General features: G+C 60.8%; 26 protein-coding genes. 11 read left to right on the forward strand and 15 right to left on the reverse strand.

Features of this window, described 5'->3' with window-relative positions; all coding sequences use genetic code 11:
- Window positions 1-135 precede the first annotated feature (135 nt).
- Complete coding sequence (gene pbpG, locus ACJ8J1_RS06745) at window positions 136-972, reverse strand: D-alanyl-D-alanine endopeptidase (RefSeq protein WP_033643195.1); 837 nt, start codon at window positions 970-972, stop codon at window positions 136-138.
- Between the two features lie 93 nt (window positions 973-1,065).
- Window positions 1,066-1,491, reverse strand: a complete 426-nt coding sequence (gene nudI / locus ACJ8J1_RS06750) for a nucleoside triphosphatase NudI (RefSeq protein WP_033643194.1) — start codon at window positions 1,489-1,491, stop codon at window positions 1,066-1,068.
- A gap of 235 nt (window positions 1,492-1,726) precedes the next feature.
- Here nudI and ACJ8J1_RS06755 point away from each other — a divergent pair, with 235 nt between their 5' ends.
- Entirely contained in the window at window positions 1,727-3,157 is a 1,431-nt protein-coding gene (locus ACJ8J1_RS06755; RefSeq protein ID WP_033643193.1) for an SH3 domain-containing C40 family peptidase, read from the forward strand.
- Window positions 3,158-3,225: 68 nt separating this feature from the next.
- Here the strand turns inward: ACJ8J1_RS06755 and ACJ8J1_RS06760 are convergent, their stop codons facing one another.
- Entirely contained in the window at window positions 3,226-3,978 is a 753-nt protein-coding gene (locus ACJ8J1_RS06760; RefSeq protein ID WP_033643192.1) for a hypothetical protein, read from the reverse strand.
- A 256-nt stretch (window positions 3,979-4,234) separates the two neighbouring features.
- Between ACJ8J1_RS06760 and ACJ8J1_RS06765 the strand changes: the two genes are divergently transcribed.
- Window positions 4,235-5,263, forward strand: a complete 1,029-nt coding sequence (locus tag ACJ8J1_RS06765) for a transporter (RefSeq protein ID WP_033643191.1) — start codon at window positions 4,235-4,237, stop codon at window positions 5,261-5,263.
- Here ACJ8J1_RS06765 and ACJ8J1_RS06770 read toward each other — a convergent pair whose 3' ends face one another.
- The 9 genes from ACJ8J1_RS06770 to ACJ8J1_RS06810 all read right to left on the reverse strand — a co-directional run bounded on the left by ACJ8J1_RS06770 (window position 5,264) and on the right by ACJ8J1_RS06810 (window position 12,696).
- Window positions 5,264-5,797 carry an SRPBCC family protein gene (locus tag ACJ8J1_RS06770; RefSeq protein WP_033643190.1) on the reverse strand — a complete coding sequence of 178 codons (534 nt, stop codon included), beginning with the start codon at window positions 5,795-5,797 and terminating at the stop codon, window positions 5,264-5,266.
- Between the two features lie 3 nt (window positions 5,798-5,800).
- Complete coding sequence (locus ACJ8J1_RS06775) at window positions 5,801-6,148, reverse strand: ArsR/SmtB family transcription factor (protein WP_004938187.1); 348 nt, start codon at window positions 6,146-6,148, stop codon at window positions 5,801-5,803.
- Window positions 6,149-6,230: 82 nt separating this feature from the next.
- The gene (locus tag ACJ8J1_RS06780; protein ID WP_033643189.1) at window positions 6,231-7,457 is read right to left on the reverse strand and encodes a Zn-dependent hydrolase; all 1,227 of its coding nucleotides are present in this window, start codon (window positions 7,455-7,457) and stop codon (window positions 6,231-6,233) included.
- Window positions 7,454-7,945: an L-2-amino-thiazoline-4-carboxylic acid hydrolase gene (locus ACJ8J1_RS06785; protein WP_033643188.1), complete on the reverse strand. Its 492-nt coding sequence runs from the start codon at window positions 7,943-7,945 to the stop codon at window positions 7,454-7,456. The genes ACJ8J1_RS06780 and ACJ8J1_RS06785 overlap by 4 nt, the downstream gene beginning before the upstream one ends.
- A gap of 18 nt (window positions 7,946-7,963) precedes the next feature.
- Complete coding sequence (locus ACJ8J1_RS06790) at window positions 7,964-9,073, reverse strand: branched-chain amino acid ABC transporter substrate-binding protein (protein ID WP_346405209.1); 1,110 nt, start codon at window positions 9,071-9,073, stop codon at window positions 7,964-7,966.
- Window positions 9,074-9,149: 76 nt separating this feature from the next.
- Window positions 9,150-9,863 (reverse strand): ABC transporter ATP-binding protein, encoded by a 714-nt coding sequence (locus tag ACJ8J1_RS06795; protein WP_033643186.1) that lies wholly within the window; start codon window positions 9,861-9,863, stop codon window positions 9,150-9,152.
- The gene (locus ACJ8J1_RS06800) at window positions 9,856-10,626 is read right to left on the reverse strand and encodes an ABC transporter ATP-binding protein (protein WP_033643185.1); all 771 of its coding nucleotides are present in this window, start codon (window positions 10,624-10,626) and stop codon (window positions 9,856-9,858) included. The genes ACJ8J1_RS06795 and ACJ8J1_RS06800 overlap by 8 nt, the downstream gene beginning before the upstream one ends.
- Window positions 10,623-11,735, reverse strand: coding sequence for an ABC transporter permease subunit (locus ACJ8J1_RS06805; protein ID WP_033643184.1), 1,113 nt, complete (start codon window positions 11,733-11,735; stop codon window positions 10,623-10,625). The genes ACJ8J1_RS06800 and ACJ8J1_RS06805 overlap by 4 nt, the downstream gene beginning before the upstream one ends.
- 10 nt (window positions 11,736-11,745) lie before the next feature.
- Window positions 11,746-12,696: a branched-chain amino acid ABC transporter permease gene (locus tag ACJ8J1_RS06810; protein WP_033643183.1), complete on the reverse strand. Its 951-nt coding sequence runs from the start codon at window positions 12,694-12,696 to the stop codon at window positions 11,746-11,748.
- 170 nt (window positions 12,697-12,866) lie between these two features.
- Between ACJ8J1_RS06810 and ACJ8J1_RS06815 the strand changes: the two genes are divergently transcribed.
- From ACJ8J1_RS06815 to ACJ8J1_RS06830, 4 genes are all read left to right on the forward strand, one after another.
- Entirely contained in the window at window positions 12,867-13,796 is a 930-nt protein-coding gene (locus ACJ8J1_RS06815; protein WP_033643182.1) for a LysR substrate-binding domain-containing protein, read from the forward strand.
- A 256-nt stretch (window positions 13,797-14,052) separates the two neighbouring features.
- Window positions 14,053-15,933, forward strand: a complete 1,881-nt coding sequence (locus ACJ8J1_RS06820; protein WP_033643181.1) for a potassium transporter Kup — start codon at window positions 14,053-14,055, stop codon at window positions 15,931-15,933.
- 189 nt (window positions 15,934-16,122) lie between these two features.
- A complete protein-coding gene (locus ACJ8J1_RS06825; protein WP_033643180.1) occupies window positions 16,123-16,842 on the forward strand; it encodes a glucosamine-6-phosphate deaminase in 720 nt (239 codons plus the stop codon).
- 118 nt (window positions 16,843-16,960) lie between these two features.
- Complete coding sequence (locus tag ACJ8J1_RS06830; protein WP_033643179.1) at window positions 16,961-17,284, forward strand: cupin domain-containing protein; 324 nt, start codon at window positions 16,961-16,963, stop codon at window positions 17,282-17,284.
- Here ACJ8J1_RS06830 and ACJ8J1_RS06835 read toward each other — a convergent pair.
- Entirely contained in the window at window positions 17,260-18,420 is a 1,161-nt protein-coding gene (locus ACJ8J1_RS06835; RefSeq protein ID WP_201911142.1) for an alpha/beta fold hydrolase, read from the reverse strand. The genes ACJ8J1_RS06830 and ACJ8J1_RS06835 overlap by 25 nt on opposite strands.
- Before the next feature lie 64 nt (window positions 18,421-18,484).
- Here ACJ8J1_RS06835 and ACJ8J1_RS06840 point away from each other — a divergent pair, with 64 nt between their 5' ends.
- Window positions 18,485-19,378 (forward strand): LysR family transcriptional regulator, encoded by an 894-nt coding sequence (locus tag ACJ8J1_RS06840; RefSeq protein WP_033643178.1) that lies wholly within the window; start codon window positions 18,485-18,487, stop codon window positions 19,376-19,378.
- A gap of 39 nt (window positions 19,379-19,417) precedes the next feature.
- On the opposite strand, the gene ACJ8J1_RS06845 is transcribed toward ACJ8J1_RS06840, so the two are convergent.
- The gene (locus ACJ8J1_RS06845; RefSeq protein ID WP_033643177.1) at window positions 19,418-20,011 is read right to left on the reverse strand and encodes a TetR/AcrR family transcriptional regulator; all 594 of its coding nucleotides are present in this window, start codon (window positions 20,009-20,011) and stop codon (window positions 19,418-19,420) included.
- Between the two features lie 140 nt (window positions 20,012-20,151).
- Here ACJ8J1_RS06845 and ACJ8J1_RS06850 point away from each other — a divergent pair, with 140 nt between their 5' ends.
- From ACJ8J1_RS06850 to ACJ8J1_RS06860, 3 genes are read left to right on the forward strand one after another with little or no spacing between them, the layout of a single operon-like run.
- Window positions 20,152-21,207, forward strand: a complete 1,056-nt coding sequence (locus ACJ8J1_RS06850) for a sugar phosphate isomerase/epimerase family protein (RefSeq protein WP_033643176.1) — start codon at window positions 20,152-20,154, stop codon at window positions 21,205-21,207.
- 26 nt (window positions 21,208-21,233) lie between these two features.
- Window positions 21,234-22,127, forward strand: coding sequence for an alpha/beta fold hydrolase (locus ACJ8J1_RS06855; protein WP_033643175.1), 894 nt, complete (start codon window positions 21,234-21,236; stop codon window positions 22,125-22,127).
- Window positions 22,117-23,019: an alpha/beta hydrolase gene (locus tag ACJ8J1_RS06860; protein ID WP_033643174.1), complete on the forward strand. Its 903-nt coding sequence runs from the start codon at window positions 22,117-22,119 to the stop codon at window positions 23,017-23,019. Before ACJ8J1_RS06855 ends, ACJ8J1_RS06860 begins: the two co-directional genes overlap by 11 nt.
- A 428-nt stretch (window positions 23,020-23,447) precedes the next feature.
- On the opposite strand, the gene ACJ8J1_RS06865 is transcribed toward ACJ8J1_RS06860, so the two are convergent.
- Entirely contained in the window at window positions 23,448-24,881 is a 1,434-nt protein-coding gene (locus tag ACJ8J1_RS06865; RefSeq protein ID WP_033643173.1) for an NAD-dependent succinate-semialdehyde dehydrogenase, read from the reverse strand.
- Window positions 24,882-25,077: 196 nt separating this feature from the next.
- On the opposite strand from ACJ8J1_RS06865, the gene ACJ8J1_RS06870 reads away from it, so the two are divergent.
- Window positions 25,078-25,905: an AraC family transcriptional regulator gene (locus ACJ8J1_RS06870; protein ID WP_033643172.1), complete on the forward strand. Its 828-nt coding sequence runs from the start codon at window positions 25,078-25,080 to the stop codon at window positions 25,903-25,905.
- Window positions 25,906-25,998: the final 93 nt, after the last annotated feature.

Raw genomic sequence — 25,998 nt, forward strand, 5'->3', positions numbered from 1 at the left:
CCCGCTCCTTTCATCATCAGATATGCCTGACAAATACCATGCGGGCGGCGCGCGGCTTAATACTGATTGGCGATAGGATATTCCATTGATCCAAAACGGATTTGGATATGCGCAGAACGGTAAAGCGCCGCGATTTTACCGCTCCAGCCAGGCCTTCAGACGAATGGCGTCACGGTAGTGGCCGTAGCGCGGCTGCGCGCCAAGCAAGATCATCACCACCGGCTGCCCTTTGATGGTGGTGCGCATCACCAGGCAGTGACCGGCCTCGTCGGTAAAGCCGGTTTTCTGCAGCTGGATCTTCCAGGCCGGGTTGTTGATCAGACCGTTGGAACTGCGATAGACCAGCTGGCCGCGGCCAGGACGCACGATCTGCTGCTTGTCGGTGCTGAAGCGGCGAATCAATGGATAGCGATAGGCGTGATTGGCCATTTTCAGCAGATCGCTGGCGGTGGCTACGTTGCGCGGCGTTAGCCCGGTCGGATCGTAGAAACGGGCGCGTTTCATGCCGATGGCGCGCGCTTTCTGATTCATTTTCGCCACGAAGGCCTTGCGCCCGCCGGGATAACTGCGGCTCAGCGCCGCGGCGGCGCGGTTTTCCGAAGACATCAGGGCGATGTGCAGCATGTCGCGGCGGCTGAGCACCGAGCCGATGGTCAGCCGCGAATGGGTTTTTTTCAGCAGATCGCGATCGGCGGCGGTGACTTTGAGTTGACTGCCCATGGGGCGTTTGCTGTCCAGGGCGACCATGGCGGTCATCAGCTTGGACAGAGACGCGATCGGCAGCACGCGGTTCGGTTGCTTCTGATAGAGCGTTTTTCCGGTACGCTGATTGACGACCAGCACCGATTTGGCATTCAACACCAATGGCGCCGCGGCGGCATGGGCGGGTGCCAAAACGAACAGCAGGCTGAACAGGGCGGCGGCGCCGAAGCGCCGGACGGACAGACGGAGAACAGGGAGAAATAAAAGCATAGCGACGGCAATAGTGACCCTAAGTGATTAAAAAATATCAAAAGAGTCTGCCCGGCAAATGTGAAGGAAATAGGGTGATAATCGCTCAAACTGTTACAGCAATCCCTTTTGCCGCAGCGTGAAGCGGGTGGCTTCGTTCAGATCGTAGTCCGCCAGGCGTTCGCGCGGCACCCAGGCGTAGTCGTCGAATTCATCGTTGATCGTCACGTCGCGGTTGGCGGCGTGGCAGTCGAAAATCAGGTAAATCATGTAGATTTGTTCCCGGCTGCCGTCGGCGTAGGTTTTGATGCGCACGTCGTCGCGGAAGGTCCAGGGCGTGATGCTGTCGAGGATCAGTGCGGGGCCCAGTTCTTCGTGCACTTCGCGCCGCAGCGCTTGCTCTATCTGCTCACCCAGCTCGACGCCGCCGCCTGACAGCGCCCACTGGCCGGGAAATACGCCCTTGTGCGCGGCCATTTTGCACAGCAGGAAGGCGTTATCGTTTTCAATCAGCGGGCAGACAATGATGCGTTGGCGCATGGAGGACTCCTGTCAGAAAGCAAAGCCGCAGGATAGCAGATTTGGCGGCGCAGGGCGGGAAGGTCGATCGCATTCTGTGCGGCGGCGGGAAATCCGGTCGGCATTTGTCATGGGGTTGCCTCCGGCTTTGTTTTCTTCAACGGGAAATCAATCGCAGGTGTTATTAAGTATCAATTCGAATAATTTCGCGTCAGGATAAAGCAGGGATTTTAACCTATCATGGAGTTGATAACGTATGCCTAATGGAATAAAACCGCTGTGCCTGATGACTCTGCTGCTGCTGTCGGCCTGCCACAGCGCGCCGGTCAGCCAGCCCCCTCAAGACGCCACGGCGACAGCCCCTATCGATGCCACCAAATCGTTGTTCCCGCTGGGAAACTATTCGCAGTCTGTCGATAAATGGTTGCCGCCTGGTCCGCAGCAGCGGATGCCTGTGATGGATGCCGCCACGCAGCAACGTCATTTTTCCGCCCTCAAATCTCACTATTTTGGCATGGGGCCGAACGATGAATCCCCCTGGAATCCGCATTACATCGCTGCCGTCCTGAACCGCGAAGCGGAAAGCCACCGTGATGCCGCAATGGATAAATACCTTGGCCGTGGAAGTGTCTCCTGGGGGGAAAACTTCAGGACTCACACCGACCGCTGGAAACAGCAAGTCAGAGATAACGCGTCTACGGACATTAGCCAGGTTTATCATTCTTCGGCCCGAGGCATTGCGGTCAGGGAGACGCTGGTCAGGATCCTGCCGACGGACGATCCGGCTTATGACGACCCTCGCCTGGCTGGACAAGGTTATCCCTTTGATAATCTGCAGGATTCGTCTATCCGCCCCGGCACTCCGGTATACGTTATTACGCAAAGCCGCGATAAACGCTGGAAATACGTCATGTCGCCTACGGTGATCGGTTGGGTGCATAGCGAAGACATCGCGGCGGCGGATCAGCGGTTTGTCTCAGAATGGCTGGCGCTGGCGGGGAAAAATCTGGGGGCATTCATTAAACAGCCGGTTTCGGTGCAAACGGGCGGCCAGTTTTATTTTACGGCGCGCCACGGCACGATTCTGCCATTTTACCGTCACCGACAGGGCCTTTTTGTGGTCGCCGTGCCGGTACGCCGAGAGGATGGCCGCGCACAGATGCGCCGGGTCGTTGTCAAGAAGGGGGAATTTGCCGCCATGCCGTGGAAAATGACGCCCGAACATCTTGCCGTACTGATGCGGTCAATGAGCGGCAGGCCTTATGGCTGGGGGAACTATAACTTCAATAATGACTGCTCCGCCGAACTGCGCAGTCTGTTGATGCCTTTTGGCCTCTTTCTTCCCAGAAATTCCGCCGCGCAGATACAGGCGGCCACCCGGGTGGTTGATCTTGCTCAAGCGAACACCAGTGAACGGCTGCGCTATCTCAAAGATCACGGCAAACCCTTCACCACGCTGGTTTACATTCCGGGCCATATCATGCTGTATATCGGTAATGCGCTCATTGACGGCCAGGTTGTGCCGATGACGTACCAGAATATCTGGGGGCTGCGCCCGGCAGATTCAAAGCGCCGCAGCATTATCGGCGGCGCAGTCTTTTTCCCGCTGCTGGCGACCTATCCTGAAGATGCGAGCCTGATGTCGCTGGCGGGCAAGGCGCAGTTTAAACTGGGATTTATTGAATAGCCCTTTCTTTAGCTGATAAAGCGACCGCGAATGCGGCCGCTTGTTGTGCGGCGACAAATCGAACTGCGCTAATTACCTAGCCGGCGCTGGATAATTTTATCATGCTCATCCGTCAGGTTAGCGTAATTCCAAATAAATAATCCGCCAAGGTTAAAGTCCAAAACCTGATCGATAAAGTAATTTAAATTCCAGTCGGTCAATCCTTTGGTCGTCAGGGCCAGAATGCATTTTTTATTTTCGGCCCCGTTCGCCAACGATTGTTTTAATGCCGGGATCACATTAGCGAGAATATCGTCATTGCTCCACATCGCTGCCGCATAACAGTAATGGATAAAGCGGTCGCATTGGTCTGATTGAATGATTTTTCTGACTTTCTCGTTGAGCTTGTTGCCATTTTCCGTATTGGGGTGGTTGTAAGAATAACCGGCAATAAAACCAAAGCTGGTCTCTTTCCCGGCCTCTTTTAGCCGTTTCATGGCTTCGATGACCCGTTCGGTGTTCATATTGCATTCGTCATCAAAATCGACGCCATCCCAGCCCCGATCGACCGTGGCCGCGACGATCCTCAACACTTCATCCTCATTGGCCGGCTTTTGCTGCGGGGAGCATCCGCCGCCGCCGTAAACCCATAGCGTCTTTCCGTTAAAGCCGGGAAGCGTATCGGGTTTGTTTTGTTTTTCCGGACTCCATCCTGGCTGGGCTGAGGTGCCTGTGGTTAAGCCATCAAGGTTGGTTACCATGCCGTACATCATGACATCGAACGCTTTATGCGGTTGGCCAGCCAGAGACTGGCTCCATCCGCCCGTAATAAACTTGTTCATTGTCGTTATCTCCTTATTGAGCGTGTTCCTTAAATGAATGTGTCTTGCATGATGGAGGGTATCAGCCGCTATATTCATTTAGCCATTGTGCGGTTGCTGAACGGGCAAGGGATGAAAATTTTTTAAAATGAAATGACGTTTTTATGACGGAAATATTAATGAGCAAGAGCGTTGAAAATCATTAACGCCGAGCGATAAAGATTGTTATAACAGCGTGGACGATCTGGGTTAACGGCAATAGGCAGGATAAGGCGTTATGGTGCAAAGGGCAGCGGAAAAGATGCACAAGCTGGATTTTGATGATGAAGTGACCGGGCTGATCTACGGCCATGCGTTTCGCTCCGGCGAGCCGCCGGCGCGCCTGAACTCGCAGCAGGTTTGCCTGGCTTACCAAACGTTGTCGCCCGGCGACGGTTTTATCTGGCTGCACCTCAATCTCAACCACGCGGCGGCGGAGAAGTGGCTGAAAAACCATTTCGCCATTTCCGATTTTTTCTTTCACGAAATTCGCCACGGTTCCCACACTACCCGCATCGAGCGGCAGGGCGACGATCTGTTCGCCGTGCTCAACGACGTGATCTTCCACCCTGAAGACAACAACCCGGAAACGGCGACGCTGTGGCTGTATTGCCGCCGTGGGCTGGTGGTGACCGTGCGTCATAAACCGGTGCGATTGATCGAGCGGTTGCTGGGCCGCCTGACGGCGCTGCAGCTGGCGTCGTCCACCGAACTGCTGGCGCACCTGCTGGAAGAGCAGGAGGATGTGCTGGAGCAGGTGGTGCGGCAGGCCAACCAGTATGTCGATACCATCGAGGATCGTCTGCTGACGAGCCGCGTTAAACGCAACCGCGCCGAGCTGGGGCGCATGCGCCGCATGCTATTGCGCTTTCAGCGCCTGTTGGCGCCGGAGCCGGCCGCGCTGTTTCGCCTGTTGAACCGGCCGCCGAGCTGGCTGAGCCGTGAGGTGGTGCAGGATCTGCGGCAGTTTACCGAAGAGTTCACCGTGGTGTTGAACGATCTCGCCAGCCTGACCGAACGCATTCGGCTGCTGCAGGAAGAGCTGGGCGCCAAACTGATGGAGCAGAATAACCGCACGCTTTACACCCTGACGGTGATCACCGTGCTGGCGTTGCCGATCAACATCGTCGCCGGTTTTTTCGGCATGAACGTCGGAGGGATACCGCTGGCCAGCAATCACCACGGTTTTATCCTGCTGGTGTTGCTGGTCGGCAGTTTTACGCTGATCGCCGGTTATCTGGCGTTCAGGCGCAGGGACGAGTCGTAATTACAGGCGGGCGCGGTACTCTTCTTCCAGCCGGGCATGGGTGCTCCAGAACGGCTGCGGCGCCCGATCGTGCAGGCGATCCAGCAGAATATCCAGATGGGTATGCCAGCCGCCGGCGACGCTGAGCATCTCGTCGCGGTTAGCCAGGCGCCGGTGGGTGACCGTTAGCAGCACCGCGTTTCCCTGTTCCGTCAACTCGAAGGTCACTTCGGAAGGGCGCCCCTGCTCCTGTTCGGCCCAGGTAAAGCTCAGCAGGCGCGGCGGGAACAGGCAGGTGATGTGGCCGCGGTTGCTGACGCAGCCGCCATGCTGTTTGTACTTGGCCGGCGGTTGCTCGTGCTCGCCCGCCAGATCGGAGTTGCGAAACTCCAGCTCCAGCGGCGCGCCGTTTTCCAACTTCATGGCGCCGGCCGCCAGCCAGGTGGCGCGCTTGTCGGATTCGGTCAGGTAAGCCCACACCCGCTCGATGGGGCCGGGCAGCAACCGCTGGATGCGCAGCGTACCGGGTTCGATAATCATGCCGTAATCATTCATGGTTCACTCCTTGGGAGGAAGCTGTTCGGGCTGCAGCAGCGCCTGTTCGAGCGCATCCAGCCGTTCAGTCCAGAAATGTTCATAGGTTTGCAGCCAGTGCATGGCCTGCGCCATAGGCTCGGGTTCGAGCCGGCAGATATGGTTTCTTCCTTGCACGGTGCGTTGCACCAGGCCCGCATGTTCCAGTGCTTTCACGTGCTTGGAGGCGCCGGCGAACGACATCTGCAACGGCGCGGCCAGTTCGCCGATGCTGCGTTCACCGCCGGCCAGCGCGCGTAACATCGAGCGGCGGGTCGGATCGGCCAGCGCATGAAAAATGGCGTCCAGCTGTGAGGAAGATAATTCAACCATATGGTTGAATATAGATCAGGCAGGCTAATATTCAACCGTTTTGTTGAATATTTTTTGCCCCGGCGCCAAACCGGGGCGAGGATCAGGCGTCGGCGTGCGCCAGCAGGGCGTTGAGCAACACATCGGCGCCGGCGGCGGCCCAGGCGGGGGTGATATCTTCCCGCTCGTTGTGGCTGATGCCGTCCACGCAGGGAATGAAGATCATGGCGGTCGGGGCGACGCGATTAAGGTAACAGGCGTCGTGGCCGGCGCCGGAAATCATGTCGCGATGGCGATAGCCCAATGCCTGCGCGGCGTGACGCACGCTGCCAATACACCCCGGATCGAAGGCGATCGGGGGATACTGGAAGATGCGCTCGGCCCGGGCGGCCAGGCCGCCGCCGTTGACCTCGTTTACCGCCGCCAGTAGGCGCTGCTCCATCTGCGCCAGAATAGCCTCCTGCGGATGGCGGAATTCGACGCTGAAAAAGACGCGCCCCGGCACCACGTTACGCGAATTGGGGGTGATTTGCGCCATGCCCACCGTGGCGCGCGCGTCGGGCGCGAAATCCCAACCGATGCGGTTGACCGCCGTGACCAGCGCCGCAAAGCCAAGCAGGGCGTCGCGGCGCCGATCCATCGGCGTGGTGCCGGCATGGGCGCTGAAGCCGACGACCTCCAGTTCATACCAGCGCTGCCCTTGTGCGGCGGTGACTACGCCGATGTCGAGATGCTCCGCTTCCAGAATCGGCCCCTGTTCGATGTGCAACTCGAAGGCGGCATGGATCGGCGTACCGCCCACCGGATACTCGCCGGCGTAGCCGATGCGCTCCAGCGCGTCGCCGAGGCTGACGCCGTGCTCGTCGCGGCGCGTCAGGCCGTATTCCAGGTCGAATACCCCGGCGAACACGCCCGAGGCGATCATCGCCGGCGCGAAGCGCGCGCCTTCTTCGTTGGTCCAGTTGATCACTTCAATCGGGCGTTCGGTGACGATCTGCCGATCGTTAAGGGTACGAATAACCTCTAATCCGGCCAGCACGCCGTAGATGCCGTCGAAACGGCCGCCGCGGGGCTGCGAATCACCGTGCGAGCCGGTGACGACCGGCGCCAGCTCGGGGCGAGCGCCTTCACGCCGCAGGAACATGTTGCCCATTTTGTCGACGCGTACGGTGCAACCCGCCTCCAGCGCCCAGGCGCGCAGCTGATCGCGCGCTTGCCGATCTTCTTCACTCAGCGCCAGCCGGGTGACGCCGTTATTGGCGATGGCGCCGAACTGCGCCATCGTCTGCAGGCTTTGCCACAGGCGCTCGCCGTTGACTCGATACGTCATTGATCTTCTCCCGGCGTTTTAGCGGTGTAGCGGAAATCGCAGCAGGGGGCGCCGGACATGATGGTCTGGCTGCGCTGCAGGTCGACGTCAGGGGCATAGCCAACGATAAACTGACTGTCGCGAGCGCAGGAGAGCAGGTGGCCGATCTCCCCCAGCCCCATCTCGTGATACATCTCGGCGTAGCGGCAGCGGGTGACGTTATAGTCGAAGTGCTGCGCGTCCTGATTGATCACCTCGACGCGCAGCGCATCGTCTTTTTCCCACAGGTACTGCAAGGCGGCGAAGCTGCGCAGATCCGCGCCGTTCGGTTCCTGGGCGGCGAACTGTTTGCCCGCCTCGATGGCGGCATTCTCGATGGCTTCGCCGATTACCGCCTGAGCGCGCGCCTTGCCGATTTCACGCACCAGAATCTGGTAGATCGGCTTGATGATCTCCGCCTCGATCTTTCTGCGGGCCAAAATGCCCAATTCGTTTTTTGCACAGCTCATCGCCTTGCTCCTCTTGATTTATTGTGACTTGGCGCCGCCCAACACGGTTTGCGGCTGCCATTTGCCGTCAACCACCCGGTACAGGGTGAAGCTCGGCTGTTGCAGGTTGCCTTGCGCATCGAAGGCGATGTCGCCGGTGACGCCCTGGTAATGTATGGCGCGCAGTTTCGGCAGATAATCGGCCGGATTGGCCGAATCGGCTTGCTCAATGGCGGCGATCAGCACCCGGGTGGCGTCGTAGGCGAAGGGCGCATGCAGTTCGATGTGGGTGTGATAACGATCGCGGTAGGCTTGTTCAAACGCCTTGCCGCCCGGCATCTGTTCCAGCGGTAGCCCCGGCTCCAGCGCGACGACGCCTTCGCCTTCCCGCTGCGCCAGCGTCAGGAAGGTTTGGCTGACGAAGCCGCCGGCGCCCATCAGCTGCGCGTTCATGCCCAGCTGTTTCAGTTTGCGCGCCAGCGGCGCCGCCTGCGAATCCACGCCGCCGAAGAAGATCAGATCGGCGTTTTTACTGCGGACGGTGGTCAGTACGGCGCTGAAATCAACGGTCTTGTCATCCACATACTCACGGGTGACCGGCTGCACGCCCTGGGCCTGCAGCGATTTGATAAACTCGTCCGCCAGCCCCTGGCCGAAAGCGGTGCGATCGTCTATCACTGCGATGCGCTTGGCTTTCAGCGTCTTCACCGCATATTGCCCGGCGTAGTTGCCGCCGTCGTCGTCGTGGCCCATCACGCGAAAGCTGGTGTCAAAACCTTGCTGCGTGTAGCCGTGACCGGTCGCCACTGGCGCCACCTGAGCGATGCCGGCGTCGTGATAGATGCGCGCCGCCGGGATGCTGGTGCCGGTGTTCCAGTGGCCGACCACGCCGGCGACGCCTTCGTCGACCAAACGCTGCGCCACGGCCACGGCGGTGCGCGGGTCGGACTGATCGTCCTCGGACACCAGCTTGAAGGTGACCGGTTTGCCGTTCAGCGTCGGTTTCTGTGCGTTAGCGTCGGCGATCGCCAGCCGTGCGCCGTTTTCGAGATCTTTGCCGATGCGCGCGGAAGGGCCCGTCAGCGGCCCGGCAAGACCGATCAACACGGTGTCGTCCGCCAGCGCCGGGAGGCTCAGGATCATTGTCATGGCGGCCAGCGCCAACGGCTTGATGCGAATGTTCTGCTGCATGTCATACTCCTGGTGCGGTTAAAGGTAACAACGGTTATTCACCCAAATAGATCCGTTTGATTTTTTCATCGTCCAGCATGTCGGCGGAGCGGCCGCTGTGGCTCAGGCTGCCGCTGTCCAATACGTAGGCGCGATCGGTGGACGCCAGCGCCAGGCGGGCGTTCTGCTCGACCAACAGCAGCGTGACGCCGTCACGGGCTAACTGCTTGATGACCGAGAAAATGGCCTCCACCACAATCGGCGCCAGCCCCATCGACGGTTCGTCCAAGATCAGCAGCCGCGGGCGGCTGAGCAGCGCGCGGCCCATCGCCACCATCTGTTGTTCACCGCCGGAAAGCAGCCCGGCCGGTTGATGCAGGCGCTCGCTCAGCCGTGGGAAGGTGGCGCACACGCGTTCGAAATCTTGCCGCACCGCCGATGCGTCACGCCGCGCATAGGCACCCAGCTGCAGGTTTTCTCGCACCGTCAGGCGGGTGAAAATGCCGCGTCCCTCCGGCACCATCACCAGCCCTTGCTGCAGCAAGCGGTGCGGCGGCATGCCGCGAATCGAACGGCCGTCGAACAGGATGTCGCCCTCAAACGGCTGCAGGCCGGTCAGCGCCCGCAGGCTCGAGGTTTTGCCCGCGCCATTGGCGCCGATCAGCGTCACCTGTTCGCCGGCGCTCACCGTGAAATCGATGCCTTTGACCGCATGAATGCCGCCATAAGACACTTTGAGTCGTTTAACGCTCAGCAGGGCTTCAGACATGCGCGCCGCCTCCCAGATAGGCTTGAATGACCGCCGGTTCGCGCCGCACCTGAGCCGGTTCGCCTTCGGCGATCGCTTTGCCGTAATCCAGCACCGTCAGCCGATCGCACAGACCCATCACCAGCTTGACGTCGTGTTCGATCAGCAGCAGCGTTTTGCCGCTGTCGCGGATGCGCAGCAGCAGTTCGCGCAGCGCCACTTTTTCTCCGGCGTTCATGCCGGCCGCCGGTTCGTCCAGCGCCAGCAACCGGGGCTCGGTCGCCAGCGCGCGGGCGATCTCCAGCCGCCGCTGATGGCCGTAGGCGAGATCGCCGGCGCGGTAATGGGCGAATTGGCTGATGCCGACGTACTCCAGCAGCGCATGAGATTTATCGCGCACCGCCTGTTCCTCCTCCCTGGCGCGACGGTGCCGGGCGATCGCCGCCCACAGGCCGTTGCGGGTGCGCACGTGGCAGCCGACCATCACGTTTTCCAGCACGCTCATTTCATTGAACAACCGCAGGTTTTGGAAGGTGCGGGCAATGCCGGCCTGCGCCACTTTGTCGATCGCCTGGGGCTTATAGCGCTGGCCCGCCAGGCGGAACTCGCCCGCGTCGGCGCGATACAGGCCGGTGATCAGGTTGAAGCAGGTGGTCTTACCGGCGCCGTTCGGCCCAATCAGGCCGTAGATTTCCCCCTGGCGGATGCTCATGCTGACGTCATCCACCGCCGTCAGGCCGCCGAAGCGTTTGCTGATATGGTGTAAAGCGAGCAGCGGCGTCATGCGGCGTTCCCCCGTGCGTGGCGGGCCGGCCACAGGCCCGCCGGGCGATACAGCATCACCAGGATCAGCGCCAGGCCGTAAAACAGTTGGCGGATGATTTCCGGGTCGATCAGCACCTGGCCGAATAGCGCCTGCTGCAGCGGCCCCATGCTGCTGCGCAGCAGCTCCGGCAGGGCGGCCAGCAGCAGCGCGCCCAGGATCACGCCGGGGATGTGCCCCATGCCGCCGAGCACCACCATCGCCAGTACGGCGATCGATTCCTGCAGGGTGAACGATTCCGGCGACACGAAGCCCTGAAACGCGGCGAACAGCGCGCCGGCCACGCCGCCGAAGGTGGCGCCGATGGCGAAGGCCAGCAGCTTGAAGTTGCGGGTGTTGATGCCCATCGCCCGCGCGGCGTCCTCGTCTTCGCGGATCGCCGTCCACGCGCGGCCGATGCGCGAGTTCTGCAGCCGCAGGCTGATAAACAGGATCGCCAGCAGCAGGGCGGCGAACAGGTAGTAATAGAGATACAGGCCGGAAAAACGCACGCCGAACCACTCATGCATGCCGGAAAACTTCAGGCCGAACAGGCTGACCGGGTCAATGCCGGAAATGCCTTTGGGGCCGTTGGTGAGGTTGACCGGGCGGTCGAGATTGCGCATCAAAATACGCACGATCTCGCCGAAACCGAGCGTGACGATCGCCAGATAATCGCCGCGCAGCCGCAGCGTCGGCGCGCCGAGCAGGATGCCGCACGCCGCCGCCAGCAGCGCCGCCAGCGGGATCAGACCCAGCATCGACAGGTGCAGCCCGTCGGGGAACCACTGCAGCAGCAGCGGGAATTGCTGTGTCAGATGCGGTGACGACAGCAGCGCGGCCAAATAGGCGCCGACGGCGTAAAAGGCGATAAAGCCCATGTCCAGCAACCCGGTCATGCCCACCACGATGTTCAGCCCGAGCGCCAGCATCAGGTACAGCAGGGCGAAGTCGACGACCCGCACCCAGTAGTTGCCCCCGGCGGCGCCCGCCACCCAGGGCGCCAGCAGCAGCGCGAGAATGAACAGCGTCAGCCCCAGCCTGGCGCGGCGCGGCGTGGCCAGAGGAACGGGAGGAGTCAAAACGGTCATGGTGATGTCCTTATGCGCGCGTGGCGATGCGTTCGCCCAAGAGCCCGGAGGGGCGGAAGACCAGCACGGCGATCAGCACCAGAAACGCGAACACGTCCTGGTAGTTGCTGCCGAACACGCCGCCGGTCAGCTCGCCGAGATAGCCGGTGCCCAGCGATTCGAACAGGCCCAGCAGCAATCCGCCGAGCATCGCGCCGCGCAGGTTGCCGATGCCGCCGAGCACGGCGGCGGTAAACGCCTTGATGCCCGGCAGAAAACCCATCGAGAAACCGGCGTTGCCGTAGTTGCTGGCCATCATGATGCCGGCCACCGCCGCCAGCGCGCCGCCGAGCGCGAAGGTCAGAACGATGATGCGGTCAGGACTGATGCCCATCAGGCCGGCGACCTGCGGGTTTTCCGCCGTGGCGCGCATGGCGCGGCCGAAACGGCTGTGTTCGACCAGCAGCCATAAGCCGGCCATGACCGCGACGGCCACCGCCAGCGTGACGATCGCCGTGCCGGTGATCACCGCCGGCGCATGCCCGCCGCTGCCTGCGGTCAGGGTGATGGGGGTCATTGGCAGCAGTTGCGGAAACATCAGGGGATTGCGTGACCAGATCAGCATCGCCAGGGTTTGCAGCAGCAGCGAGACGCCGATACCGCTGATCAGCGGGGCCAGGCGCGGTGCATTGCGCAACCGGCGGTAGGCGAGACGCTCGATCGCCATCGAGGTGATGGCGCAGACCGCCATGGCGAACAGGGCCGCCAGCAGCAGCGTGGCATACGGCGGTAACGCGGGAAAGTGGTGTTGCAACAGGCTTATCGCCGACAGCGCGCTCATCGCACCGACCATCAGCACGTCGCCGTGCGCGAAATTGATGATGCGCAGGATGCCGTACACCATGGTGTAACCGAGCGCGATCAGCGCATAGATGCTGCCGAGCATCAAACCGTTGACGGTTTGCTGTACCAGCGTATCCATAGAGAGAGTCCGGAGATAATGAGTCAGGAGGGTCACAGTAGAGAATTTAAAAAAATTGTAAAATACGGAAAAATACTTTCTTATACAAAAAACGAGTGATTTTAATGCGTTGATTTTTATGTATATTGAATCCATTCCTTCAGTGTCGATTTCCCAAAAACAGTCAATATATGAAAAAAACAGAACAGTACGATGAGCCATTGCCGATGCTGCCGAACGATCCGCCGCTGCGCGCCGTGCGGGCGTTCGAAGCCATCGCGCGCCTGGGGGGCATCAGCGCGGCGGCTAACGAGCTGATGATTTCGCCTTCGGCGGTCAGTCATCAACTCAAAACGTTGGAGGCATTTTTGCAGATGCCGTTGACCGAACGGCAGGGGCGTAACCTGGTGCTGCGCAGCGAGGGGCGGGAGTATTACCGTTCGATTCGCTCGGCGTTCAACGTGCTGCGCCAGGCGACCGAACACGTGCGCGAGCAATCCGCGTCGCGGCAGGTGACCATCAGCCTGATCCCGCTTTTCGGCATGGGTTGGTTCATTCCGCGGCTGCGCGGTTTCCTGCGCGAAAATCCGGATATCGACATCAATGTGGTCTACGCCAACCACCGCAATTACCTGAGCGACGCCGCCGACCTGTCGATCCGCTTTGGGGTCGGGCAGTGGACCGGCTATCGCAGCGAGAAGCTGATGTCCGGCAAAATGGTGCCGGTGTGCAGCCGGGCATTCAGTAAACTGCATGGTTTGCTCGATACGCCGGAGCAGCTGGCGACGCTGCCGCTGCTGCACGACGAGGAGCGCAATACCTGGATGCAATGGTTTCAGCAGGCCGGCGTCAAGCGTCCGCTGCGCAGTATCGGCCCGATGTTTGAGGACGGATTGTTGACGTTGGCGGCGGTGCAGGCGGGGTTAGGGTGCGCGTTGATGCGTGAACCGTTAATCGCCCAGTACCTTGAAAGCGGTGAGTTGATCAAAATGTTCGATCTGCCGATCGACGACGGCCGCGATTATTACCTGTGCGCTCGACTGGATAGCGAGCTGTCGCAGGAAGGCGAAAATCTGCGGCAGTGGCTGCGCCGCGAAGCCGATGAGAGCCGGCTCGCGTAACGCCGGGCGGAAACAGGGGGGAGCCGGACGTTCATTTCACTTTCCCACGACGCACGCCACGCCAACAGGAAAGTAATAGGCCCTCCGGGGTGGGCGTTTTTAAACCGTTGCTCACCGGCGATGATTGCTGAAGCTTCAACGCGCGATGCTGTCACTGGCGAAGATGACGGCTATGCTTAACTTGCCGATCACGTGGCGCGACGGCCACAAAGTGACAATAATTCCCACTCTCAGCGCAACGTCAAGGAGCGAGCAGATGTCTGTCGGCAATGATACGGAAACCGTGAATAAGACGGGGCTGTCGCCGCTGGCGTTGGGCGCATTGGGCGTGGTGTTCGGCGATATCGGCACCAGCCCGCTGTACACCCTGAAAACCGTGCTGTTTCTCTCCGGCGATGCGCCTTCGGCGCCGGTGATCCTTGGCCTGCTGTCGCTGATATTCTGGACGCTGGTGATCGTCACTTCTCTCAAATACGCCATGTTCGCCATGCGCATCGGCAACCGCGGCGAGGGCGGCATCATGGCGCTGATGTCGCTGCTGGTCAGCAAGCGAAAATCCCGGCCGCTGGTGCTGTTCGCCGGCCTGTTCGGCGCCGCGCTCATTTACGGCGACGGCGCCATCACGCCGGCCATCTCGGTGCTCTCGGCCCTCGAAGGGCTGAACATCGTGCTGCCGGCGTCGCAGCCCTTTATTCTGCCGGCGGCGGTGGTGATTTTGCTCAGTCTGTTCGCCATTCAGCCGCTGGGTACCGCGCGCATCGGCCGCGTGTTCGGGCCGATCATGGCGCTGTGGTTCCTGTCGATCGCTGCGTTGGGCGTGTGGGGCATCATCCAGCATCCGGCGGTATTGCTGGCGCTGAACCCGCTCTACGGCATTCACTTTCTGTTCTCCAACGGACTGACCAGCTTCCTGGTGCTGGGCGGCGTGTTTTTGTGCGTCACCGGCGCCGAAGCGCTGTATGCCGATATGGGGCATTTCGGCAAACGGCCGATTTGGCTGGCCTGGTTCGGCATCGTTTTTCCCAGCCTGTTGCTTAACTACGCCGGTCAGGCCGCGCTGATCCTGAGCGGCGCCGATGTCACGCAGAACATCTTCTTCCGTTTATGCCCGCCGGCGCTGCTGATCCCGCTGGTGATCCTGGCCACGCTGGCGACGATCATCGCCAGCCAGGCGATCATCAGCGGTGCGTTTTCCATGACCCGGCAGGCGATCCAACTGGGGTGGCTGCCGCGGCTGCGGGTCAGGCAAACCACCGAGGAAAGTTACGGGCAGATCTACATTGGCGCCATCAACTGGCTGCTGATGGTGGTGACGCTGTTCCTGACCGTGTTCTTTAAATCGTCGGACAATCTGGCCGCCGCCTACGGCATCGCCGTCTCGTTGACCATGATCATGACCACCGGCCTGCTGTTCGTCGCCATGCGCGAGGTGTGGCGCTGGGGGCCGATCGCCAGCCTGTTGGCGGCGGGCGGTTTCTTCGTGGTCGATTTGAGCTTCCTGACGGCCAACATGACTAAAGTGCTGCAGGGCGGTTATATCCCGCTGCTGTTGGCCGCCGCGGTCTATACCGTGATGCTGATCTGGCATCGCGGGGTGCTGGCGGCCGCGCGCACCCTCGGTGAAACGACAGTGCCGGTAGAGGATTTCCTGGAGAAAATCCGCCGCGAATCCGTGCCGCGCGTGCCGGGCACCGCGGTATTCCTGACTCGCAGCCTGCAAGGGACGCCGCCGGTGATGAAATGGCAGGTCAAGCGTAACGGTTCGCTGCACGCCAACGTGCTGGCGCTCACCATTGCCATCGTCAATGAGCCGCGGGTCTCGAATGCTGAACGGTTGGTGATGCGCGAGCTGTTGCCGGGCTTTTGGTGCGGCGTGGCCAGCTATGGCTTTATGGAGCGGCCTAACATCCCGCAGCTGTTGCAGCACGTCGAGGCGCAGAAATCCGGTCTGAACTTCGACGAGGCGACCTACTATCTCGGGCACGAGACCGTGGTGCGCCGCGAAGCGAACGACCGGTTGCCATCCTGGCAGCGCAACCTGTTCGCGCTGATGGTGCGCAACGGCATGCACGTCACGGATTATTACTACCTGCCCAGCGATCAGGTGGTGGAGATTAGCCGCCGCGTGCCGGTATAGGGCGCGAAAAAGGCATCGCCGCAATTGCGGCTTGCATCACACAACGCGGTTTGCATTTCATTCCTGGCCGCCATAACCTGACAAGAAACGGATTGTTACTGACGCGATCAGGCAAAACCTAACTTCTCTCCCGGCATCGAACATGGCCGGATGGGCGGTTAGGTTTTTTTTTTGCAAAAGGAGAAGGGAATGAAACTTGTCGTCGCTAATGACTACCAGGAAATGAGTGAGCTGGCCGCCAGCCTGTTGTTGAGTTACATGCTGCGCCCGCAGCGCGTCAATCTGGCTATCACCGCCGGCTCGACGCCTAAACGGATGTATGAGTTGTTGGCTCCGCGCGTCAAGGGCCACGCGGAATTCGCCAACGCGCATTACTATAATTTCGATGAAATTCCTTACGCCGGCCGATCGGGCTATGGCGTCACCATGGAGAATCTGCACCGTATGTTCTTTGGCCCGGCGGCGATCCCCGAGCGGCAACTGCACGTCTTGAATTCGGACAACTACCTGCAGCACGATCGGCGTATCGCCGAAGATGGCGGGCTGGATGCGATCGTGATGGGCGTCGGGGCGGACGGGCATTTCTGCGGCAATCTGCCGGGCACCACCGCCTTCGAAGACCGCACCTGTCGGGTGCCGGTTTCCGCCAGGCCGGATCTGGCGGACATTTTGCTCAAAGAGGTGGGCGGCCGCACTGAATGGCTGCCCGATCATTACGTCACCCTGGGGCCTGCAAGCGTGATGGCCGCCAAAAAGCTGGTGCTGCTCGTCAACGGTTCGCACAAAGCGGACATTTTGCGGCGCATTGTCAGCGGGCCGGTGGAGAGCGGGGTGCCCGCCAGCATTTTGATGCTGCATCCGGACCTGTTGATTATCGCCGATCGGGAGGCCGCGGCGCTGCTGCCTTAAGCGTTCATCCGGCGCATCTCGCCTCAGAACCAACGGTCATAACCTGCAACCAAAGCGTCTTTCCCTGCGGCGCAGAATCGGGCTAGAGTGCTTTTTTTCATGCGCCTGGGGGATTCCGATGCTGTTCGATTTAAACCAGCAGGCGGCCGAACTGCCTGAGGCCTGGCGCTCTGCCGTGCTGGGCCGCGTCGGTGCGGCCAATATCAAAGTGCTGCGCATGGACGCGCGCAGCATTGCGGATGAAGTGCATGATTACAGCGAAGGGTTGCTGGTGATCAGCGGCCACCTGCGGCTGCAGGTGGCGGGGGAAGAAGTGGTGGTGCGGGCCGGTCAGCTGTATCAGGCCGCGGCCGGCGTGCCGCACCGCGTGTTGCCGGGCAGCGAAGGCACGCTGGTGATTGTCGATTTGCCGGAAGATCAAGTGCCGTCGTTGGTGGGCTGAGGCTGCGCCAGAAATCTGACAACGCCCTGGAGAAAGCGTTGTCTGCCGGCGTTATCTCTATCGAGATGGACAAAATGTGTCGCTTCAGGAATGACCAGCTTTTCGGCTGAAGGGGCATCTTTCATGATGGCGTCAACATCCTCGGGCCGGCTCCAGAAATCCCGCCCCGAGCGAACAACCAATACGGGAACGGTTGTTAAGGCTGTTGCGGACCACTGTTTTCTGCCCATCGCCAGTTCAAAGCTGTCAGCCATTGCACCGGTCGGTGCGCGGAAGCTGTGTGGCGTTCTGCGCTGCGAGGTATTGTCCGATGCCAGTGCGGCATCACCGTAAGCGCGTTTAACTGTTTCATCACGCCACTGTGTTTTATCCGCCACGGGAATGCTGTTATCCCAGGCGACAAACAGACTGTCTCGCGTGTTGAGGCTCCAGCCGCCAAATTTGGCGGCGTTGAAGTGCCCGGGATTTTGAGGATCGTCCAGCGGCGATCCCTGGCCCAGCAGCGGGTGGTGGGCGGTTCCGCCATAAAGCGTGTTATAGAGCACCAGCCGTTCCACATTCTGTGGATATTGGGTTGCATAAGCGCCCGCCCAGTGCCCTCCCGTCGCCCATCCCAGGATATTAATGCGGGGCGCTCGACTCCATGCCTGAATAGCCTGCACGGCGCGATCGATATCGGTTATGGCGTCCGCAGTGCGGATCAACGGCGCTGACTGGTTAGGAGGGCTGTCCATCGCGGCCGGCCGGCTGGATAACCCATATCCCCGCAGATCGAGGATATATACCCGAAAACCGGCTAACGCCAGATCTGCAGCCAAAGAGCCGCCCTTGACGGGCAAATCAAAAGAGGCCAGGCCGGGAACCCGTGCGCCATGAATCAGCAGTACAGGTTTGCCCTCAGATTTCAGGCTGACTTCCCTGACGTGCAGTTGCTCTCCGCCCGCAAGCAAAATGTATCTGTCTGTTCGATTTACCGGTGTGGGGATTTCATTTTCTTTTGATGCAGCCAGCGTTGACGACGCTGACATGATAAGGAGGGCTAGCAACGTATTTAGGTTTCGATAAGTCAGTGACAACGATCTGAGTATGTTCATTGTTATTTCTGCTCCACGAATATATACAGGAAGCATCTTCATGTGCTCCCCTTGACGTGTCTAATACTATTGTGGCGCTTTCTTAATATATTTTAGGTATCACGACATGCTTACTCTGCGTCAGCTCCGCCAATTTCTTGTGGTTGCGGAAACAATGAATGTCCGGAAAGCGGCCGAGCGTTTGCATATGGCTCAACCCCCGCTGACAAAAGCGATCCGTCAAATGGAAGAGGTTTTGGGCACCCGGCTTTTTGAGCGAACCAATCGAATAACGGCATTGACTCCCGCCGGGGCAGTGTTGCAGAAGGAAGCGGTTACGACGCTCATGCAGATGGAACGGTCGATGTTACTGACACGACGCGCTGGCCAGGGAATGACGGGGGCTTTGCGCATCGGTTTTGTCGCTTCCGCCGTCAGACATCTGCTTCCCGAAATGGTCGCCCGTTTTCACTTTTCCTGTCCGCAGGTTGTTCTTGAATTGAAAGAAATGACGACGGCGCGACAGGTTGCGAGCCTTTTGGAAGACACGATTGATATTGGCATTGCGGTTTTACCTGTTCCTGAATACGCCATACCGAAACTGTCTTGCCATCCATTTTTTAGCTGCCCGCTGATTGCCGTTTTGCCGAGTAAACATCCTGCCGGAACAAGCGGCGTTCTTTCGCTTTCTGCCCTGGCCAGGGAGCCGTGGGTATTGTTTCCTGAGCAAGAAGGGCCAGGTCTCTATCGCGCTATCATTGAGGCCTGCGAAAAGGCAGGATTTGCTCCTGAGGTTGTTCAGCGAGCCGTACAGATGGAAACGATAGTCGGCCTTGTTGCTTCGGGATTAGGAGTCAGTCTGGTCCCTGAATTCATGCAAAAAAGCGGCTGGGCAAACGTTTCTTTTTGTCGGCTTAGTGGAGAACAGATCCCGTATCAGGTTGCTCTGATTCACAAGGCGGAAAATATCAATCCCCACGTCGCGGATTTTGTCAAAAACGCAGTTCCTCCACAGCCATAGGTAAAACGCGCCTGAGTTTGAACCGCATTCAAGAATCGATTAGGCGCGGTCGCCCAAGGCCGTCAGCGCCACGTTTACCGCCGCCAATAACCGCGCCTCGGTGACGCCGTCACGCGCCTGAATCGACAGGCCGTGCAAGAAGACGGCGAAATAGTCACCCAGGCTGTCGGCGTCGGTGTCGGCCGGCAATTCGCCGGTTTGCACCGCCTGCCGCAGCCGTTCGACGATCTGCTGCGTGCGCTGCAGCCGATGCTCTGCCAGCCAGGCTTTGAGCCCGTCGTTTTCCGCGCTGACGCTGGCGGCGGCGGAGACCACCATGCAGCCTTGCGGCAGATCGGGCCGGCTATAGAGCCGCACGGCGTCTTCCAGCAGGCGTTTGAGCGCCGGGCGAATGCCGCTTTCCGTCGCGAAGGCGCGATCGGCGAAGCCCCCTTCGGCGGTTTCATAACAGGCAATCGCCTCGCGAAACAGCTGCTCTTTGGAGCCGAACGCTTTGTAGATGCGTGCGGAAGCGATGCCCAACTCCGCCACCAGATCCGACATCGAAGTGCCTTCGTAACCTTGCCGCCAGAATAAGTTTCGCGCCTTCAATAGCGCCTGTTCGCGATCGAACTCGCGCGGTCTGCCTGCCATTCGCTGCTCCAATTTACCTGCCATTCAGCGACATAGGATCGCTTAAATCGACGGGAATACCAATGCCTTTATAAATTTCGCTTGCGGTCGCCGCGCTTTGCTCCTATTGTTTGTCAATCGACAACCAATAGGAGTTTACGATGAAAACCCTCAAAGGTCCAAGCCTGCATCTCGCGCAATTCAGCGATGACGCGGCGCCGTTCAACAGCTTGCCCGCCATTGCCGAGTGGGCGGCGCGGACCGGTTTTACCGCCTTGCAGATCCCGGCCTGGGATCGGCGTTTATTCGACGTGGCCACCGCTGCGGAAAGCCAAACTTACTGCGACGATTTGACCGGCATGTTGGCGGAGCAGGGGTTGGTGGTCAGCGAACTGACCAGCCATATCTTCGGCCAGCTGATGGCGGTGCACCCGGCTTACGATGCGCTGTGCGACAGCTTTGCGCCGCCGGCGCTGCAGGGCGATCCCAAGGCCCGCGGCGAGTGGGCGCTGCAGCAAATGCTTTTGGCGGTGAAGGCGTCGGCGCGGCTGGGGCTCAGCGAACTGGGCACCTTTTCCGGTTCGCTGGCCTGGCCCTATCTGTTCCCGTTCCCGCAGCGCCCTGAAGGATTGATTGACACCGCGTTCAACGAGCTCGCCAAACGCTGGCTGCCGGTGCTCGACGCCTGCGAGGAGCAGGGCATCAATCTATGTTATGAAATTCACCCGAGTGAGGATCTGCACGACGGCGTGACGTTTGAGATGTTTCTGCAGCGCGTCGGCAACCATCCGCGTTGCCGGGTGTTGTTCGATCCGAGCCACATGGTGCTGCAGCAGCTTAACTATCTGGAGTTTATCGATATCTATAAGGACGTTATCGGCATGTTCCACGTTAAGGACGCCGAGTTCAATCCGACCGGTCGTCAGGGCATATACGGCGGTTATCAGTCCTGGATCGATCGCGCCGGCCGTTTCCGCTCGCTGGGCGACGGCCAGGTCGATTTCAACGGTATTTTCTCCCGTTTGACGCAGTATGGCTATCCGGGCTGGGCGACGCTGGAGTGGGAGTGCTGCCTGAAAAATCCGCAGGACGGCGCTCGCGAAGGCGCGGCCTTCATTCGCGATCGCATTATCCGTGTCACCGACAAAGTGTTTGATGACTTCGCCGGTGCGCCGGTCAATCCTCAGCAGATCAATGCGTTGCTCGGCATTCGCTGAGCCTGACCCCACAGGGAGTTAACCCCATGAAACACAGTCAAAACGAGATCCTGTTGCAGGATCTCGCGGCGGAACACGTCTATACCCAGGTCAACGGCCGGCGCCTTCACTGCGTGGTGGCCGGCGAAGGGCGGCCGGTGCTGCTGATCCCCGGCTGGCCGCAAACCTGGTACACCTGGCGTTATGTGATGCGCGCCTTGGCGGCGGCCGGTTTTCAGGCGATCGCCGTCGATCCGCCGGGCATCGGCGACTCTGACAAGCCCGCCGGCGGCTACGACACCGGCAGCATCGGTGCGGCGTTGCACGCGATGATGGCGCAGCTGGGCCATCAACGTTACCAACTGGTAGGCCACGATATCGGCATGTGGATCGGTTACGCCATGGCGAGCGATTTCCCGCAGGCGGTGGAGCGTCTGGTACTGACGGAGGCGGTGATCCCCGGTCTGGCGCCGCCGCCGCCGATTTTCGTCGCGCCGGAGGAGAATATCTTCCTGTGGCATTTCATGTTCAACCAGCTGGCGGATTTGCCGGAGACCCTGACCCAAGGGCGCGAGCGGGAGTATCTTGGCTATATCTTCAACCGCTGGTCTTATCGGCGCGATCGGGTGGCGGCTAAGGTCTATATCGCCGCCTATTCGGCGCCGGGCGGCCTGCGCGCCGGATTCGACTATTACCGGGCGATCCCGGAGACCGTTCGCCAGAACCGGCTGCGCGCCGCCACGCCGTTGACGATGCCGGTGTTGACGGTGGGAGCGGAGCACGCCACCGGCGACGCGCCGCTGACGACGCTACGGGGCAATGCGCGCGATCTGCGGGGCGAAACGGTCGCCGGCTGCGGCCATTTCATCACCGAGGAGTGTCATGAGGCGTTTATCGCGCTGATTGCGCCGTTCCTGGCGGGAGAGCAACATGCCGCTTGATGAACGCATCGCCGCCTTTTTGGCGGCCTCGGCCGACGCGCCGCCACCCGCGTCGTTGGCGGACATGCGGGCGGCCACGGAAAGCGGTTTGCGTCTGCTGCAGGGCGCACCGCAACCGAGCGGCGGCGTCAGGGATTTTACGCTGGTCGCCACCGATGGGCACCGGATTGCGCTGCGCGCCTATCTACCGGCGGGGGAAAGGCGCGCTGCCGCACAACCGGCGATGCTGTTCGCCCACGGCGGCGGCTGGTGCCTCGGTTCGCTGTCGCTGTATGACCAGCCCTGTCAGGCGCTGGCTAACGCCACCGATCGGATAATCCTGTCGGTCGATTATCGACTGGCGCCGGAGTTTCCTTTTCCACAGCCGCTGGAAGATGTCTATCAGGCGCTCTGTTGGGCGGCGCAACAGGCGCCGCAGTTAGGGATTGACGCTGACCGTCTGGCGGTGGGCGGCGACAGCGCCGGGGGCAATCTGGCGGCGGCGGTCGCGCTGTTGGCGCTGGATCGCGGCGGTCCGCACATTGAACGTCAACTGCTGCTGTACCCGGCGCTCAGCCGCGAAATGGTGACGAAGAGCTATCGCGAATTCGCCGAGGGGCATTTTTTGACGCGCGACGCGATGGTGTTTTGTTGGCAGCAGTACCTGGCCCAGCGACGCGATCCGAGCGCCGAGCCGCTGCACGCCGCCACGCTGCGCGGATTGCCGCCGGCCACTATCCTGAGCTGCGAATATGATCCGCTACGCGATGAGGCCGAACTGTATGCGCAGCGGCTGCGTGAAGCGGGTGTGGCGGTACGCTGTGAACGGTTGCCGGGCATGGTGCATGCCTGCATTCACATGTTGGGGCTGACCCCGGCGGCGCGGCGCCTGTTCGAGCTGGCTCGCGAGTAAAAAGTTCACGCTAAGACGCGATGAACCATTCTTATCCCATTCGTTTGATGTTGTGTTATGAAAGGCAATGAAAATAGTGAGATAAGCAGGGTGTTGGGCGCCCTTGAAGACGCCGAACGCAGGCATAGCGCATTAGGAGAAACCGCCATGGACGGCGGTTTCAGGTGAGACAGGCAGGGACGCCTGTCGCAACCGGCCTCAATGCGGTATGGCGGAGAGAGGGAAGTTGGCAAAGCCAACCGTCTGATAGGGCAAAGGCGCGGGTTGCCAGGGGCCGCGCCTTCGGCCCCTGGCTCGGTCGAAGCGTATGAGCTTCATGGCGCATCTCACCTTTATCGACCGAAAACTGCACAAATACGTTCAGAAAAACGCTAACTAACCAGGATTACCCGCATTGCGGGGCTTCTGGCTATTCATCCGACGTGCGATTAACGACCGGCGACGGTGACAAAGCGCGTTTCCAGGTAGGACTCGATCGCTTCGCTGCCGCCTTCGGTGCCGTGGCCGGAGTCCTTCACGCCGCCAAACGGCGTTTCCGGCAGGCCGAAACCGATGTGGTTGATGCTCAGCATGCCGCTCTCCACGTCGCGCCCCAGCGCATTGACGGTGGCGATGTTGCGGCTGTAAGCGTAGGCGGCCAGCCCGTACGGCAGGCGATTGGCTTCGGCGATCGCCTCGTCGTAGGTGGCGAACGGGCGTAGCAGGGCGACCGGGCCAAACGGCTCTTCCGACATGGCGCGCGCGCTCAGCGGCACGTCACGCAGCACCGTCGGCTCGAAGAAGTTGCCTTTGCCCGCCACGCGTTTGCCGCCGGTGCTGGCCTTCGCCCCGTGGGCGATAGCGTCTTGCACCAGCGCCTCGATATTGTCGACGCTGCGGCCCAGCACCATCGGCCCCATCGTCACGCCGTCTTCTAGCCCGTTGCCGAGCTTGAGTTCACGCACCGCGGCGGTGAATTTCTCCACGAAGGCTTCATAAACGCCTTGCTGGATCAGGAAGCGGGTCGGGGCGATACAGACCTGGCCGGCGTTGCGGAACTTGGATTGCGCCAGCTCTTTGGCCGCCGCGTCGAGATCGGCGTCGTCGAAGATCAGCACCGGCGCGTGGCCGCCCAGCTCCATGGTGGCCTTTTTCATATGCTGGCCGGCCAGCGCAGCCAGATGTTTGCCCACGCGGGTGGAGCCGGTGAAGGAGATCTTGCGAATGGTCGGATGCGGGATCAGGTATTCCGAGATTTCCGCCGGGGTGCCGTACACCAGCGCGATCACCCCGGCCGGAATGCCGGCGTCGGCGAAGGCTTTGATCAGCTCAGCCGGTGAGGCCGGCGTTTCTTCCGGGCCTTTGACGATGATTGAACAACCCGCCGCCAGCGCGGCGGACAGCTTGCGCACGATCTGGTTGATCGGGAAGTTCCACGGCGTGAAGGCGGCCACCGGGCCGACCGGCAGTTTCAGGGTTTGCTGCTGCACGTCGCGAGCGCGGGACGGAATAATCTGCCCGTAGGTGCGGGTGGCTTCGCCGGCGAACCACTCGATCACGTCGGCGGCGTTGAGAATTTCGATTTTGGCCTGCGCCACCGGCTTACCCTGTTCCTGCGTCATGATGGCGGCGACGGCGTCGGCGCGTTCGCGCAGCAGCGCAGCGGCTTTGCGCATCAGGTTGGCGCGCTGGTGTGCGGCGGTGTTTCGCCAAACGTTAAACCCGCGTTCGGTGGCGGCCAGCGCCAGATCGAGATCCTCTGCGGCGGCGTGCGCCACTTGACCGATGATCTCGTCGGTAGCGGGGTTGGAGACCGGCAGGGTTTTTCCGGCCAGCGCGCTGCGCCATTGTCCATCGATATACAGTTGAGTATCCGGATACATTGTTGCCTCTTGTTTGCGGAGTGTCAGGGGCCGATGAGCTTCGCGATGCGGCCCGTCTGAAAGGGACAGGGACCTTAACCCTACGCCGAATGGCGCCGATCGTCCAGGCGAGGGGCACGAAAGGACCAGGGCGGCTACTCAACCGGCGATGTTTTGGCTATGCTGAGCAGATTGTCAGCACGGATGAGGAGGTCGAGTGCAAGGGGTTCCACAACAGTTTCCGTTCGAGAAGGACAGCGCGCAGTTCCGGCATTTGTCGCATCTGCCCGGCGTCGAACTCTATCAGGCGCATATCGAACGCTATGCCTTCGAGCCGCATACCCACGACGCCTTCGCCATCGGCACCGTGGACACCGGGGCGGAGCGCTTCCGCTATCGCGGGGCGCAGCACCTGGCGGCGCCGGGCGCGCTGGTGCTGATGAATCCTGACGAGCTGCATACCGGCGAAGCCGAAACGCCGGGCGGCTGGTGTTACCGCATGCTCTATCTGGCGCCCGAGGCGCTGGAGCAGCTGTCCGGCGATCGGAGCCAGTGGTTCACCGATGCGGTGCGCCACGATCCGCGGGCGGCGCAGCGCCTGTCCGCCATTCTCGCCGCGCTGTGGCAAACCGACGATCCGCTTATGCTCGACGGCCTGCTGTTGGAAGCGGTGGCGTTGCTGCAACCGCACATCCGCACCGGGCGCCGGGAGAAAGCCGAGGCGGCGCACCGTTTCGAGGTGGTGAAAAGCTACCTGCACGATAACTTCGCCGAGGCCATAACGCTCCACCAACTGGCCGAGCTGGTGTCGCTCAGCCCGTACCATTTCCTGCGCAAGTTCAAGGCCGAATATCACGTCTCGCCGCAGCAGATGCTGATGGCGATCCGGCTGTCGCAGGCCAAACGCATGCTGGAGCGCGGCATGCCCGCCGCACAGGTGGCGGCGGCGGCGGGGCTGACCGATCAGGCGCACCTGACGCGCGCCTTCGCCAACCGTTACGGCGTCACGCCAGTGCGTTTCCAGAAACAGGTGAAATTGGGCTAAAACAGCAACCTGCTACAATAATTCCTCCCCGCGTTTTCGTTACTCTGCCGCTGTCTTGTCGGGCGGGTTGGCCGCACCGGCCGTTTGTCGGAG

This window comes from Serratia sp. CY37869 (assembly GCF_052168895.1).
Taxonomy (GTDB): domain Bacteria; phylum Pseudomonadota; class Gammaproteobacteria; order Enterobacterales; family Enterobacteriaceae; genus Serratia; species Serratia ureilytica.

Coding starts and splice junctions, on each gene's coding strand:
- pbpG (WP_033643195.1), bottom strand. CDS start 972: ATGCTTTTATTTCTCCCTGTTCTCCGTCTGTCCGTCCGGCGCTTCGGC.
- nudI (WP_033643194.1), bottom strand. CDS start 1,491: ATGCGCCAACGCATCATTGTCTGCCCGCTGATTGAAAACGATAACGCC.
- ACJ8J1_RS06755 (WP_033643193.1), top strand. CDS start 1,727: ATGCCTAATGGAATAAAACCGCTGTGCCTGATGACTCTGCTGCTGCTG.
- ACJ8J1_RS06760 (WP_033643192.1), bottom strand. CDS start 3,978: ATGAACAAGTTTATTACGGGCGGATGGAGCCAGTCTCTGGCTGGCCAA.
- ACJ8J1_RS06765 (WP_033643191.1), top strand. CDS start 4,235: ATGGTGCAAAGGGCAGCGGAAAAGATGCACAAGCTGGATTTTGATGAT.
- ACJ8J1_RS06770 (WP_033643190.1), bottom strand. CDS start 5,797: ATGAATGATTACGGCATGATTATCGAACCCGGTACGCTGCGCATCCAG.
- ACJ8J1_RS06775 (WP_004938187.1), bottom strand. CDS start 6,148: ATGGTTGAATTATCTTCCTCACAGCTGGACGCCATTTTTCATGCGCTG.
- ACJ8J1_RS06780 (WP_033643189.1), bottom strand. CDS start 7,457: ATGACGTATCGAGTCAACGGCGAGCGCCTGTGGCAAAGCCTGCAGACG.
- ACJ8J1_RS06785 (WP_033643188.1), bottom strand. CDS start 7,945: ATGAGCTGTGCAAAAAACGAATTGGGCATTTTGGCCCGCAGAAAGATC.
- ACJ8J1_RS06790 (WP_346405209.1), bottom strand. CDS start 9,073: ATGACAATGATCCTGAGCCTCCCGGCGCTGGCGGACGACACCGTGTTG.
- ACJ8J1_RS06795 (WP_033643186.1), bottom strand. CDS start 9,863: ATGTCTGAAGCCCTGCTGAGCGTTAAACGACTCAAAGTGTCTTATGGC.
- ACJ8J1_RS06800 (WP_033643185.1), bottom strand. CDS start 10,626: ATGACGCCGCTGCTCGCTTTACACCATATCAGCAAACGCTTCGGCGGC.
- ACJ8J1_RS06805 (WP_033643184.1), bottom strand. CDS start 11,735: ATGACCGTTTTGACTCCTCCCGTTCCTCTGGCCACGCCGCGCCGCGCC.
- ACJ8J1_RS06810 (WP_033643183.1), bottom strand. CDS start 12,696: ATGGATACGCTGGTACAGCAAACCGTCAACGGTTTGATGCTCGGCAGC.
- ACJ8J1_RS06815 (WP_033643182.1), top strand. CDS start 12,867: ATGAAAAAAACAGAACAGTACGATGAGCCATTGCCGATGCTGCCGAAC.
- ACJ8J1_RS06820 (WP_033643181.1), top strand. CDS start 14,053: ATGTCTGTCGGCAATGATACGGAAACCGTGAATAAGACGGGGCTGTCG.
- ACJ8J1_RS06825 (WP_033643180.1), top strand. CDS start 16,123: ATGAAACTTGTCGTCGCTAATGACTACCAGGAAATGAGTGAGCTGGCC.
- ACJ8J1_RS06830 (WP_033643179.1), top strand. CDS start 16,961: ATGCTGTTCGATTTAAACCAGCAGGCGGCCGAACTGCCTGAGGCCTGG.
- ACJ8J1_RS06835 (WP_201911142.1), bottom strand. CDS start 18,420: ATGAAGATGCTTCCTGTATATATTCGTGGAGCAGAAATAACAATGAAC.
- ACJ8J1_RS06840 (WP_033643178.1), top strand. CDS start 18,485: ATGCTTACTCTGCGTCAGCTCCGCCAATTTCTTGTGGTTGCGGAAACA.
- ACJ8J1_RS06845 (WP_033643177.1), bottom strand. CDS start 20,011: ATGGCAGGCAGACCGCGCGAGTTCGATCGCGAACAGGCGCTATTGAAG.
- ACJ8J1_RS06850 (WP_033643176.1), top strand. CDS start 20,152: ATGAAAACCCTCAAAGGTCCAAGCCTGCATCTCGCGCAATTCAGCGAT.
- ACJ8J1_RS06855 (WP_033643175.1), top strand. CDS start 21,234: ATGAAACACAGTCAAAACGAGATCCTGTTGCAGGATCTCGCGGCGGAA.
- ACJ8J1_RS06860 (WP_033643174.1), top strand. CDS start 22,117: ATGCCGCTTGATGAACGCATCGCCGCCTTTTTGGCGGCCTCGGCCGAC.
- ACJ8J1_RS06865 (WP_033643173.1), bottom strand. CDS start 24,881: ATGTATCCGGATACTCAACTGTATATCGATGGACAATGGCGCAGCGCG.